Source organism: Dactylosporangium siamense (genome assembly GCF_016862795.1).
In the GTDB taxonomy this organism is placed as follows: Bacteria; Actinomycetota; Actinomycetes; order Mycobacteriales; family Micromonosporaceae; genus Dactylosporangium; species Dactylosporangium siamense.
Genome location: NZ_BONQ01000150.1, coordinates 1 through 12892 on the forward strand (window position 1 = coordinate 1; position 12892 = coordinate 12892).

The following is a 12892-nucleotide window of genomic DNA, read 5'->3' on the forward strand; positions in this document are numbered from 1 at the left end:
AAGCCAACCTGTTGGTGGCAGTCGCCCCCAGAGCCTGTGACAGCTGATCGTTGAGGTTCTTGGTGAGGGTAGATCCGCTTGGAGTGAATCCCGGTGTCGGTCCTTGGGGCTCGGTGGTTCGCGCAGCGTCCGGCCGCGCGGAATGGGAAACGTGGTGCCGGTCCGTGCCGTGTCAAGGAGCCGCCAAGCCAGGTCCGACCTCCAGGTAGTTGCAAGATCGTCGGTGTTGCCCACTTTGGTGATCGATGGGGTTCGTTCTACGACTGAACACGGTGTTGGAGCACCGACGACGACGCCCGGATCCGCGCCACGCGGCACTGCCCCGCAGGAGAAAGCGCGACCAGGTGTGCGGTCCACCTGGGGCGAACCGCTCAACCCGTGCGGGGCCCTGCCGATAGCGGCGGCTGTGGACGTGCGCGTGCTGGGGCAGATCGAGATCATCGACGGTGACGGCCGGCGGATGACCGGGGACGACCTGCCGCGGCGGGCCCGCCAGGTGCTGGGGGTGCTCGCCGCGCGGCACGACCGGGTCCAGTCCAAGGATGCCCTGGCCGACGCGGTCTGGGGCGCGGACCTGCCGGGCAACGCCACCGCGGCCCTGGAACATTACGTCTCGGTGCTGCGGCGCGCGTTGCAGCCGGGCGTGCCCACGTCCAGGTCGTTCATCGTGACCAGGGCCGGCGGATACGTGTTCGCCACCGACCGGGCCCGCCTCGACCTCGCCGAGTTGCGGGCCGCGGCGAAGATCGCCGAACGCCGCCCCGGGCAGCTCGACGTGCGGGAGCGGATCGTGGAGCTCGCGCCGGAGCTGCCGTTCGCCGAGGACGAGTACGCCGACTGGGCCGCACCCGCCCGCGCCGAGGTCAAGGCGGTCCTCGTCGCTGCGCTGCTCGACCTCGCCGAGCCCGCCGCCGCCGTGGACCCGGCCCGGGCGTTGCGCCTGGCGCGTGAGGCGACGGAGCTGGAGCCGTTCACCGAGCGTGGGTACCGCCTCGCCATGCTCGCCGGCGCCGGCCTGGGCCGGGCGGACGAGGTCGTTCGCTGGTTCGACCTGTGCCGCCGGGCCCTCGCCGACGACCTGGGCATCGCCCCGTCCGCCGACACGACGTCGCTGCGCGACCGGCTCCTGACCGAGCTGCACACCGCCGCGCCCGCCACCGGCGCGGGGGCCGGCTCGGGGGCCGCAGGCAGCCAGGACCGGCCGGCTGGCGAGCGTCGGCGTGGCGGCGACCGCCGCAAAGCGGACCGCCGCGCCTCCACCCAGGAAACCACCCAGCCCGAGACCGGCCGCAACGGAACCGCTGAGCCCGAGACCGCCGAGCCCGAGACCGCCCGGCCCGGAACCGCCCGGAACGCAACAGCCCAGCCGGAAACCGCCCGGCCCGGAACCGCCCGGCCCGGAACCGCCCGGAACGCAACAGCCCAGCCGGAGACCGGCCAGCCCGGAACCGCCCGGAACGCAACGGCCCAGCCGGAGACCGGCCAGCCCGAAATCGCACAGAACGGAACCGTGCGGAACGGTGTTGCGGGGCAGGAAGTGGCGCACGACGCCGGAGGCGTGGCGGGGGCGGTCGGGTTCGCCGAGCGGCGGCGGCTCGCGGTGGTCAGGGAGCCACTGCCGGGGCCTTTGGAGGTGTCCGCGCCGGTGGCGTTTGTCGGGCGAGGTGCCGAGCTCGCGGTGCTCGCCGACGGACCCGGTGTCATCCACGTCATCGGGCCGGCCGGCGCCGGGAAGTCGGCGCTGCTCGCGCGGTTGCGTGAGGAGGCGCCGCGGCGCGTCGGGCTCGGTCGGGGGCCCGGGCCCGGCGGTGCGCTTCGGCTCGGCTGGTTGCGCACGGCACTGCACCAGCTCGGCCGGCCCGCCGACCAGGCTCTCGACGCGGCCATGGGCGAGCGCCGTCCGTTGCGGCCCGCGGAGCTCGACGCGATCGCCGGCGACCTGCGCGGCTGCGTCATCGCCGTCGACGACGCCGAGCACCTCGACGCGGACTCCGTCAGCGAGCTGCGTTGGCTGCGGGAGCGCGGACCGCGGGTGGTGGTGTCGTACCGGTATCCGTCGGCGATCACCGACCGGCCGCTGCACGCGCTCGACGCGGACCTGGTGCTGCGGCTCGACCCGCTCGGCGAACGGGACCTGCCGGCCGACGTCCTCGCCGCCAGCGGTGGCATCCCGGCGCTCATCCTGCCGGGCGACGCCGCGATGGCCGGGGCCGTCGCGATGCACCTGGCCCGGCAGCGGACCCGGTGGATGCCGCCGGCCGCGTGGGAGATCCTGCGGTTGACCGCGGCGCTCGGCACGCTGCGGGTCGAGCAGCTCGCCGCGACCGGAGGCCTGGACCTTGACGAGGTCCTCGCCGCGGTCGACCGGCTCGTGCACGCGCACCTGCTCGTGGAGGGTCCGGGAGGCAGCGTCCGGCACCGCAGCGACCTGGTCAGGTCCGCGGTCGCGGCGCAGATCTCCGCGGCGCACGGGCATCACCTGCGCGACCGGCTCGCGACCGCGTAGCGGCGCGCGGGCTCGCACCGGCGCGACCAGCTCATCACCGCGTAGCGGCGCACGGGCACCGCCTGCGCGGCCGGCCCGCCACCCGGACCTACGCACGGGGCCGACGGCTGCGCGGCCGGCTCGTCACCGCGTCAGCGCTGGGCGGGAGTGGGGCGCGGAGCGAGGGCGGTCGATACCCGTACCAACGCCGAAACGCGACAACAGAACCTCGTTGCGTCACAGCCGGCCCAGGACGTATGTTGTTCTCAGATCGAGATTTACTCTATCTGAGAAGGACTCCTAGGGTGAACGACGCCGACTTCCTTGCCAGCTACGATCCGCACGCCTATCCGCCGGTGGCGGTGACCGTGGACATCGTGGCGTTCACGATCCGCAACAACGCGCTCAACGTGCTGCTGGTGCGCCGCGCCTGCCCACCCAGCGAGGGCATGTGGGCGCTGCCCGGCGGGTTCGTCGGCCAGTGGGAGGACCTGCCGACCGCGGCCGCGCGGGAGCTCGCCGAGGAGACCGGCGTCGCCACCGCGCACCGGCGGCTGCACCTGGAGCAGCTCGGCACCTACGGCACGCCCGACCGTGACCCGCGGATGCGGGTGTTCTCGGTGGCGTACGTGGCGTTCGCGCCCGACCTGCCCGACCCGGTCTCCGGCAGCGACGCCCGCGAGGCCGCCTGGGTGCCGATGGACGAGCGCCCCGCGGAGCTCGCGTTCGACCACAGCACGATCGTCGCCGACGGTCTCGAGCGGGCCAGGTCGAAGCTGGAGTACACGCCCCTCGCGACGAAGTTCGTCGGCGAGGAGTTCACGATCGCCGAGCTGCGCGCCGTGTACGAGACGGTGTGGGGCGAGTCGCTGCACGCCGGCAACTTCCACCGCAAGGTGCTGTCGGTCCCGGGCTTCGTGGAGAGCACCAACACGACCACCGAGCGCGGCGGCGCCCGCGGCGGCCCCCGGGCCAAGCTCTACCGCGCCGGCGACGCCCGGCTGCTGCACCCAGCCCTGCTCATGCCCAGCCGGGAGGAGACGGTCCGATGACCACCACTGCCGAGGCGATCGCGCTGATCGAGTCCGCGGGCGCGGACCTGTTCGACGGCGACGACCCGGCCGGCACGTATCGGCGGCTGGCCCGCCTCACCCACCCGGACACCGCCGGGCCGCAGGGTGCGGTCGCGTTCGCGAAGCTCGCCGACCTGTGGCGCAACCGGGGCACGATCCGCACCGCGGTCGGTGTCTACTCGACCGCGACCCTCGCCTTCGAGGGTGACCTGGCCAACCTGTACGCGGTGCCGGAAGGGCACCTGAAACTGGTCCGGGACCCGGCGTGCAACGACCTCATGGCGCGGGAGGCGACCGCGCTGCGCCAGATCGCCGAGCGGGGCGACCCGCGGTACCTGCCGTACGTGCCGCGCCTGGTCGACTCGTTCCGGCATCAGGACGGCGGCGTCAAACGGCGTGGCAACGTCCTCGGAACGACCACCCGCCAACTCAGCAGCCTCGCCGAGGTCGCGCGGCGCCGGCCGGGCGGGCTGGACCCGCGCGACGCGGCGTGGATGTGGCGGCGGCTGCTCGTCGCGCTCGGCCTCGCGCACCGCGCCGGTGTCGTGCACGGCGCGGTCCTGCCCGAGCACGTCCTCATCGAACCCGCCGACCACGGCGTGGTGCTCGTCGACTGGTGCTACAGCACCAGCGAGCCCGGCGACCGGATCCCCGCGATCGTGCCGCACCGCCGCGACCACTACCCGGCCGAGGTCCTCGCCCGCGAGACCCCCGGCCCGTACACCGACCTGGCCATGGCCGCCGGGCTCATGGCCGACCTGATGGGTGGGCAGGCACCGCAGGCGCTGCGGCGCTTCGCCGACGGCTGCCGGCTCACCTCGCCGCGGCAGCGGCCCGACGACGCCTGGAAGCTGCTGGGCGAGCTCGACGACCTGCTGCACCGGCTGTACGGCCCCCGCAAGTTCCGCCCCTTCAACCTCTAGAGCCCTGTAGAAGCCCTGTAGAAAGGGAAATCCCATGGGAAGTGGAATCTGGTCGACCGACGTCTACGACGCCGCCGACCGCTACCGCCGCTCGACCGGCGCCAGCGCGTTCGCCTACAGCGACTCCGGCGCCCGCACCGTCCACAGTGCACTCGACCCGAAGGGTGTGGACAAGAGGGAGAGCCGCGACTCGGACGAGCACCCCGACTCGGTCGCCATCGCCGTCATGTTCGACGTCACCGGCTCGATGGGTTCCGTGCCCCGGGTCCTGCAGCAGAAACTGCCGCAGTTGCTCGGTCTGCTCCTGCGCAAGGGCTACGTCAAGGGTCCGCAGATCCTGTTCGGGGCGATCGGCGACGCCACCTGTGACCGCGTGCCGCTGCAGGTCGGGCAGTTCGAGTCCGACAACCGCCTCGACGAGGACCTCGGCCGGTTCGTCCTCGAGGGCGGCGGCGGTGGCCAGATGACCGAGTCCTACGAGCTCGCGATGTACTTCATGGCCCGGCACACCAGCATCGACTGCTACTTCAAGCGCGGCAAGCGCGGGTACCTGTTCATCATCGGCGACGAGCAGGCGTACGGCCGGGTCAAGCCGGGCGAGGTCCGCGACGTCATCGGCGACAAGCTCGGCGAGCCGATCGGGCTGCGGGCGATGGTCGACGAGGTGCGCCGCATGTACGACACCTACTACATCCTGCCGGCCGGCTCCTCGTACGCGGGTAACACCGCCATCCTCGACTTCTGGAAGGACCTGCTGGGGCAGAACGTCATCGCCCTGGACGACCTCGACGCGGTCTGCGAGACGATCGCACTGACCGTCGGCCTCGGCGAGGACACCATCGACCTGGACGAGGGTCTCGAGGATCTGCGTGACGTCGGCTCGACCGCGACCGTCTCAGTGGGCAAGGCCCTCGCGCGGATCGGCGGCAACCGGGCGCCGCTCGCCACCGGCTCGGCGCCCGCGATGACCGGCACCACCGCCGTGGAACGGTTGTAGTCATGGGGCACGTCATCGTCGTGGACCTGGGATACGGGGACTGCGGCAAGGGGACCGTCGTCGACCACCTCTGCGCCACGCGTGACGTGCACACCGTGGTCCGCTTCAACGGGGGCGCCCAGGCCGCGCACACCGTCGTGCTCGGCGATGGACGCAAGCACACGTTCGCACAGTTCGGGTCGGGCACGTTCCGGCCCGGCGTGCGGACCCACCTGTCCCGGTTCATGGTGGTCGACCCCCTGGCCCTCGCGGCCGAGGCCGACCACCTCGTGGGCCTCGGCGTCCACGACGTCTGGGACCGGCTCACCGTCGACCGTGCCGCGCTGCTGTCCACGCCGTATCACCGCGAGGCCAACCGGGCCGCGGAGCTCGCCCGCGGTGCCGATCGTCATGGCTCATGCGGGATGGGCGTCGGGGCGGCCATGTCCTATGCGCTGTCCCATGTGGATGATGCGCCGCGGGTGTCGGACTGCCTCACCCCGTCGGTGTTGCGGGCGAAACTGTCGCGGCTCCGCGCCTTCCTGGGCGTCGACGGCCCGCCGGTGGACGCCTGCGTCGAGGCGTTCGTCGCCTTCGCCGCCACGGTGTCCATCGTGGACGGTCTGCGGATCGAGGGGCCGTGTGTCTTCGAGGGTGCGCAAGGTGTACTGCTGGACGAGTGGCACGGCTTCCACCCGTACACCACCTGGAGCACGACCACGTTCGCCAACGCCGAGGCGCTCCTGGGCGGCGAACCCGCCTACCGCCTCGGCGTGCTGCGCACCTTCACCACCCGCCACGGCGCCGGGCCGCTCGTCACGGAGGACCCGGCGCTGCGGATCACCGACCCGAACAACCCCACGAACCCGTGGCAGGGCGCGTTCCGGGTCGGTCACTTCGACGCCGTCGCGCACCGCTACGCCCTGGACGTCTGCGGCGGCGTCGACGGGCTCGCCCTCACCCACCTCGACACCGCGGCTTCGAACCCGGCCCTGCGGATGTGCGTCGACTATGACGGCACCGTGCCGACCCGGGGCGTCACCGGCGACCTGGACCGGCAGGAACGGCTGACCCACGCGATGCTGGCCAGCCGGCCGCGGCTGGTGCCGGTTTCCTCGGCTTCGTCCTGGCCCGCGGCGATCTCGGCGGAGCTGGCGACGCCCGTGGTGCTCGAGTCGTGGGGCCCGCGTTCGGAGGACAAGACGTCCACCGATTCGACCCCGTCCTCAACCCCTCAGCTGACATGCTGAAACGGCACCTCAGTCGCACCACAGGCGAACCTCAGACCGCTGTGTGACGCTGCAACCGCACAAGGCGGCCACGAGGGGGACACAGCATGGGATTCGATCGCGGCGCGTTGAACGCTGTCCTGCTCGCCACCACGGCGGGCCTCGCGATCGGCGGCGCGGTCGGGGTCGTCTCCCCCACGTTCGCGGAGGCCGGGCCGTCGGCGCCGCGCTCCCGCCCGCCGGCGACGGTGGTCACGGATGTCTCGGTGCTCGGCGTGGACCACATGGACATCACGGTCCGCTTCAGCAACACGGGTCGGGTGGTGCGGCATGTCGCTTCCACCGATGTCAGCGTGTCGGCGGGGGCCGTGGTCCTTCACCCTCGGTCGGGTGCCGCGGTCGATGTGCGGCCCGGGGCCACGGTGAGCTCGACGTTCACGTTTGACGCGCCGCCGGCGGGGGCGTCGCTGGTGCTCAGCGTTCCCGGTGAGGCGCTGGCGCTCTGACGTAGGGCTTGTGCACCAAGAGCCACACAAGCCCTACCGGATCACGAGAAGCATCAGGGCTGGAAGCGTTCCCGGCGCACCACCGGGCGCCGGCCCTTCAACGTGGTCCGGCGCAACGTGTCGATCACCTCGTCGACCGATCCCTCCGGCACCTCCACCAGCGAGAACCGGTCAGTGATCTCGATGGCGCCGATGTCACGCCCGCTCAGACTCGACTCGCCCGTGATCGCCCCGACCAGGTCCTGGGGGCGGATCCCCGCGGCCCGACCGGCGCCGACGAAGAGCCTGGTCATGCCGCCCGCCGGCACCCGCCGGCCGCTCGCCTCGCGACCGCGGCCACGGCCGTCGGCGTCACGGACCGCGACGCGACGGCCCGGGCCGGAGCGGTCGCCGGAGCCGGGGCGGTCGCCGTAAGAGCCGGCCTCACGGGGCGCCCGGAGGGTGATCTCGGGGATCTCCTCCTGGTCGCCGTCGCCGATGCCGGCCGCCTCGTGGGCGAGCTTGACCGCGGCGATGGCGATCTCCATCAGGTCGAACTCGTCGCTGAGGGTCTCCACGACGACACGGAACTGCGACAGGGAGGCGTCGTCGGCGACGAGGCTCTCGTGCAGGGCGGCGCGGGTCAGCTCGAGGCGGCGGGCGCGCAGGTCCGCGACCGTCGGGACCTTCTCGATGCTGATGCGCTGCTTGGTGACGCGCTCGATGGTCTTGAGCATGCGGTGCTCGCGGGGCTCGGCGAGGGTGATGGCCACGCCCTCGCGGCCGGCGCGGCCGACCCGGCCGATGCGGTGCACGTAGGACTCGGGGGCCGACGGGACGTCGTAGTTGACCACGTGGGTGAGGTGCTCGACGTCCAGGCCGCGGGCGGCGACGTCGGTGGCGACGAGCAGGTCGGCGGTGCCGTTGCGCAGGCGGGCCATGACCCGGTCGCGCTGCTCCTGGCCCATGCCGCCGTGCAGGGCCTCGGCGCGGTAGCCGCGGCCGTTGAGGGTCTCGGTGAGCTGGTCGACCTCGTCGCGGGTGCGGCAGAAGACGAGGGCGGCGCCGGGAGCCTCGACGTCCAGGACCCGGCCGAGGGCGGCGGGCTTGTGGGCGCGGGTGACGACATACGCGACCTGGCGGACCAGCGGCGCCTCGCCGGCGGCGGTGGGCTCGCGGCCGATCTGGATGCGGACCGGGTCGTTGAGGTGGCTGCGGGCCAGGCCGTCGATGCGGGGCGGCATCGTGGCGGAGAACAGCACCGTCTGGCGGTCCTCGGGGGTCTCCTGCAGGATCGCCTCGATGTCCTCGGCGAAGCCCATGTCGAGCATCTCGTCGGCCTCGTCGAGGACGACGACGCGCAGGTCGTGCAGGTGCAGCGTGCCACGGCTGATGTGATCGAGGGCGCGGCCCGGGGTGGCGACGACGACGTCGACGCCGTTTTCGAGCGCGCGCAGCTGGCGGCCGATGGGCTGGCCGCCGTAGATCGGCAGGACGCGGGTGCCGAGGTCCTTGCCGTAACGGTGGATCGCCTCGGACACCTGCACGGCCAGCTCGCGGGTGGGCACGAGGATGAGCGCCGACGGGTTGTCACCGCCCGGCGAGGGGATGGTCTGCAGCAGCGGCAGCGAGAACGCGGCCGTCTTGCCGGTGCCGGTGGCGGCCTGGCCGAGCAGGTCCCGGCCGGCGAGCATCGGCGGGATCGCCTCGCGCTGGATCGGGGTCGGCTCCTCGTAGCCGAGGGTGGTCAGAGCCTTGAGCAGTTCGTCCCGCAAGCCCAGTTCGGCGAAGCCGGTATCTTCATTGGTGCCTGCGGTCACGGTGGTGCTCCTCAATCGTGGCATTCGTGGCGTCTCTATCATCCCAGGCCCGGCCACCGGGCGCCGGGGCGGTGCGTCCGGATGTGATCTGCGACCAGCCCCGGGCGGTGCCGGTGCCAGGGCTGACTGGTACAACGAGCGGGTGGCCGACGACGACTGGCAGACCCAGCGAGCCCGTGCGGTGGCGCACCACGGCGCCGAGCTCGACCGGCGGCGCGCCGCGGAGGCCGAGCAGGCCACCGCACTCATCACCGCGTTCGTCGAGGACGCGAAAGCGCAGCAACTCCCGACGGAGTCGTTGCGGGCCCGCTCGTACAGCGGCCGGTCCTACCGTACGCCCCTGCACGGCTGGTACCTCAATAGTGACCGGACGATCGCGGTGGGTGATGATGGCCGGTACTACTCGCTGCTGGTGCCGCCGAGCGCGACCGGCTGGCTGGCCGGGGTGACGCCGCAGCCCGAAAGGCCCAGGCTGATCGTCGGCGAGGGCGCCCGCGACGGCGAGTCGATCCCCCTGGAGAAGCTCCTCGCGCAGCGCCTCAAAAAAGGATGAACGACGCCGGCACCTCGTCGGTGAGCCAGACGCCGTTGCCGGAAACGTAGAACGGGTGCCCGGCCCGGGCCATCTCGCCCGCCATGACGGTGAGGATCGCGACGGCGCCGCCACGGCGGGTGCCGACCCGGCGGGCGGTGTCCTCGTCGGGTGAGAGGTGCACGTGGTGCCGGCCGCCCCGGTTGAGCCCGGTCGCCCGGATCGACTCGACGGCCGCCGCGCCGGTGCCGTGGAAGAGCACCTCCGGCGGCTCCTGCGGGGTGAGGCCCAGCTCGACCGGGACCGAGTGACCCTGGTTCGCCCGGATCCGCTCGACCCCGTCGGGGCCGGTCTGCACCGCGAAGCGCTGCTTGTCGTTGCCGGCCACGACCTCGTCGAGGACGGGCCGGGCGATGCCCATGGCGGCCAGGAACGTCTCGACGGGCACCCAGCCGGCGGGGTCGAGGGTCAGGCCGACCCGCGCGGGGTCGTGGCGCAGCGCCTTCGACATCCGCTTACTGATCTTGACGACCTCGCGGTATTCCATAGCAGTCTCATTCTGCGAGCGGTGTCCAGCCATTTCCGGCGACAACCCGGTCCGGGCGCAGCAGCACCGTGCGCCGGCGGCCCATCCAGCGGCGCAGCGCACCGGTCGGGTCCAGCGACGGCGTCACCCACACGACCCGGGCCCTGCCGTGTTTCAGGAGAACGCCCGGGCGGCACAGCACCGCCCAACCGGGGCCCAGCACGTCGTCGAGGGGCACGTCGCGGCCTTCCCACACCACGGTCGGCTGGGGCGCGAGGGTCCCGGCGCGCCGCCCCCGGCCGACCTGCCGGAGCGGGGGGCTGGTGGAGCGCAGCGCCAGGCCCTTCAGCCCGGGCAGCCGCCACACCGCGCCGAGCACGACCCGCCGCACCGCCGCCGCCCGGTCCTGACCGCCGGTCATCGCCCAGCCCGCCACGATCGCGAGGCGGATCTGGGCCCTGGCATGTGGTTTTCGTTCGCGTTGGTACGAGTCCAGCAGGGCCGGGCTGCCCTCCGACAGCGTGGCGGCCAGCTTCCACGCCAGGTTGTGGGCGTCGCGCAGCCCGGCGCCGAGTCCCTGACCGATGAACGGCGGGGTCTGGTGCGCCGCGTCGCCGAGCAGGAAGACCCGGTCCCGCCGCCAGGTGAAGGCGATCCTGGCCCGGAACGTGTACTCCGCGGACCGCACCACCGTCACCTCGGCGCCGTCCAGCCACGGCGCGAGCAGCGCCGGCTCGTCGAGGCCGGGCTCGCCGTCGTGCAGGCGGAACTCCCACCGGTACCGGTGCCGCCCCAGCTGCATGAAGGTCGCCGCCCGGCGCGGGTCGCAGACCTGGTGGACGCCGCCCCACGCGGCCAGGTCGCGGTCGGTGACGCCGTCGACGACCAGCCACCGCTCCTCGAAGCCCAGGTCCTCGAGGGTGGCGCCGATGAGGGACCGGACCGTGCTGTTGGCGCCGTCGCAGCCGAGGACCGCGGACGCCGCGACCGTCCGCTCCCCGTCGGCGGCGGTGTAGGTGACCGAGGTGGAGGTGACCGCGGTGACGGTGACGCCGCCGCGGAACTCGATCAGCGGCAGCTCCGCGACCCGGTCCCGCAGCAGCCGCTCCAGGTCGGGCTGGTCGAACATGTTGGCCTGCGGCCAGCCGTGCGGCCCGGGGCCGGGGTCGCGGCGGAACTCGGCCATCACCCGGTGCCGGCCGTCCAGCAGCCGCAGCCCGAGACCCGGGCGGCTCACCTCGGCGAAGCGGGCCGCGATCCCGAGCTCCTGCAGGATCCGCATCACCTCGTCGTCGACGTGGACGGCGCGGGGCAGCGGATACGGCGTCGGGTAGCGGTCCAGCAGCAGGCACGGCACGCCGCGCTGGGCGAGCAGGATCGCGGAGGCGGCGCCGACCGGTCCCGCCCCCACGATCACCACTGGGTCCACGCGGCGACCCTACGTCATGTGCAGCGGGTCCCGTTGAGCGTGAACGCGGCCGGCGCGGTGTTCGTACCATTCCAGTTCGCGAGGAACCCGAACGAGACGGTGCCGCCAGCGGGGATGTTCGCCGTGTAGCTGACGCTGGTCGCGGTGACCGCCGCGCCGGACTGGGCGTAGGTGGCGCCCCACGCCTGGGTCAGGACCTGGCCGTTGGGGAAGCTCCAGGTCAAGGTCCAGCCGTTGATGGGTGTGGTACCGGCGTTCGTCACCTTCACCTCGCCCTGGAAGCCGCCGGGCCACTGGCCGACGTTTCCGTAGACGACCTTGCACCCGCCGGACGGCGGCGGCGGGGACGAGGAACGCGACGGCGACGGTGAGACCGAGCGCGACGGCGACGGCGACGACGAGGTCGGGGTCACGCCCCCGTAGACGGTCGCCTCCTTCGCGGTGGCCTTGATGCCGTTGGCGCCGTTGAAGATGCGCTCACCCCAGCTGGTGAGCTGCGCGGGGTTGAAGCCGGTGGCCATGTCGAGGTATTCGACGCCGCCGCCGTTGCCGCTCCACGACCAGCCGAGGTAGCCGATCTTCAGCGACTGCGCGGTCGCCATGATGGTGTCCTCGTCGGGGTTGCCGTCGGAGTGGTTGAAGCCGAACTCGCCGACCACGATCGGCAGCTTCGCGGCGACGAACCGGTTGAGGTAGTCGTTGATCTCCGCGGCGGTGTCGAAGACGCCGTACATGTGGATCGAGAACACGGTGTTCTTCAGCGGGTCGGCGGCGAAGACGGTCGCCGCGTTGTCGCGCATGGTGAACGACCAGTCCTGGCCCCAGTTCGGCGCGTCGATCATGATGGTGTGCTCGAAGCCGTTGCTGCGCAGGCGTTTGATCGCGTTGGCGCTGTCCGTGGCCCAGTTCGCGACGCTGGCCGCGTTGTTGCCGTAGGGCTCGTTGCCGACGTTCACGATGATGTACTTCTCCTGGCCGACGAGCGCGCTCTTGACGCTCAGCCAGTAGTCGACCGCCCGGTCGAGGGTGATCGCGCCGCTCTGCTCGCCGTAGCCGGTGGTGTCGTGCGCCTCCAGGACGCAGATGAGCCGGTTGGCCTTGCACAGCGACACGACGTTGGCGACGTCGGCGGTGTCGTTCTTGGTCCACCGGTCGCCGGTGGCGAGCACGACCCGCACGGCGTTGGCGCCGAGGGCCTTGACGTTGGCGAAGGTGCTGGTCTGCGTCGGATACCAGGTGTGCGCGTGGCTGACGCCGCGCATGACGAACTCGGCGCCGTTGGCGTCGTAGAGCCTGCCGTTGCTGACGGTGAAGCCGGTCGCCGCCTGCGCCGGCTGCACGGCGACGAGCACCGCCGCCACCGCCGCCAGCACCGCCGCCGCGGCGAGGGTGATCCGGGTTCTCATGATGTTGC

The 12892-nt window shown here is 72.6% G+C and carries 11 protein-coding genes; 7 read left to right on the forward strand and 4 right to left on the reverse strand.

Annotation, left to right across the window (positions count from 1 at the left end; genetic code table 11):
• Positions 1 to 406: 406 nt before the first annotated feature.
• The 6 genes from Dsi01nite_RS45670 (at position 407) to Dsi01nite_RS45695 (ending at position 7192) form a co-directional block, all read left to right on the forward strand.
• Entirely contained in the window at positions 407 to 2506 is a 2100-nt protein-coding gene (locus Dsi01nite_RS45670) for an AfsR/SARP family transcriptional regulator (RefSeq protein ID WP_203852728.1), read from the forward strand.
• A 236-nt stretch (positions 2507 to 2742) separates the two neighbouring features.
• A complete protein-coding gene (locus tag Dsi01nite_RS45675) occupies positions 2743 to 3537 on the forward strand; it encodes an NUDIX hydrolase (protein ID WP_203852729.1) in 795 nt (264 codons plus the stop codon).
• On the forward strand, positions 3534 to 4481 hold the full coding sequence (locus tag Dsi01nite_RS45680) for a serine/threonine protein kinase (RefSeq protein WP_203852730.1): 948 nt from the start codon (positions 3534 to 3536) through the stop codon (positions 4479 to 4481). Before Dsi01nite_RS45675 ends, Dsi01nite_RS45680 begins: the two co-directional genes overlap by 4 nt.
• A 34-nt stretch (positions 4482 to 4515) precedes the next feature.
• On the forward strand, positions 4516 to 5478 hold the full coding sequence (locus tag Dsi01nite_RS45685; RefSeq protein WP_203852731.1) for a hypothetical protein: 963 nt from the start codon (positions 4516 to 4518) through the stop codon (positions 5476 to 5478).
• A gap of 2 nt (positions 5479 to 5480) precedes the next feature.
• A complete protein-coding gene (locus Dsi01nite_RS45690) occupies positions 5481 to 6707 on the forward strand; it encodes an adenylosuccinate synthetase (protein WP_203852732.1) in 1227 nt (408 codons plus the stop codon).
• An 86-nt stretch (positions 6708 to 6793) separates the two neighbouring features.
• Entirely contained in the window at positions 6794 to 7192 is a 399-nt protein-coding gene (locus Dsi01nite_RS45695; RefSeq protein ID WP_203852733.1) for a hypothetical protein, read from the forward strand.
• Positions 7193 to 7245: 53 nt separating this feature from the next.
• Here the strand turns inward: Dsi01nite_RS45695 and Dsi01nite_RS45700 are convergent, their stop codons facing one another.
• Positions 7246 to 9015: a DEAD/DEAH box helicase gene (locus Dsi01nite_RS45700; protein ID WP_203852734.1), complete on the reverse strand. Its 1770-nt coding sequence runs from the start codon at positions 9013 to 9015 to the stop codon at positions 7246 to 7248.
• Between the two features lie 118 nt (positions 9016 to 9133).
• Between Dsi01nite_RS45700 and Dsi01nite_RS45705 the strand changes: the two genes are divergently transcribed.
• Positions 9134 to 9544 (forward strand): hypothetical protein, encoded by a 411-nt coding sequence (locus tag Dsi01nite_RS45705; RefSeq protein WP_203852735.1) that lies wholly within the window; start codon positions 9134 to 9136, stop codon positions 9542 to 9544.
• On the opposite strand, the gene Dsi01nite_RS45710 is transcribed toward Dsi01nite_RS45705, so the two are convergent.
• Genes Dsi01nite_RS45710 through Dsi01nite_RS45720 form a run of 3 tightly spaced genes read right to left on the reverse strand, consistent with a single transcriptional unit; the run spans position 9531 to position 12884 of the window.
• Complete coding sequence (locus Dsi01nite_RS45710; RefSeq protein ID WP_203852736.1) at positions 9531 to 10070, reverse strand: RNA 2'-phosphotransferase; 540 nt, start codon at positions 10068 to 10070, stop codon at positions 9531 to 9533. The genes Dsi01nite_RS45705 and Dsi01nite_RS45710 overlap by 14 nt on opposite strands.
• A 7-nt stretch (positions 10071 to 10077) precedes the next feature.
• On the reverse strand, positions 10078 to 11478 hold the full coding sequence (gene mhpA, locus Dsi01nite_RS45715) for a bifunctional 3-(3-hydroxy-phenyl)propionate/3-hydroxycinnamic acid hydroxylase MhpA (protein ID WP_203852737.1): 1401 nt from the start codon (positions 11476 to 11478) through the stop codon (positions 10078 to 10080).
• Between the two features lie 14 nt (positions 11479 to 11492).
• Positions 11493 to 12884, reverse strand: coding sequence for a cellulase family glycosylhydrolase (locus Dsi01nite_RS45720; protein WP_203852738.1), 1392 nt, complete (start codon positions 12882 to 12884; stop codon positions 11493 to 11495).
• Positions 12885 to 12892: the final 8 nt, after the last annotated feature.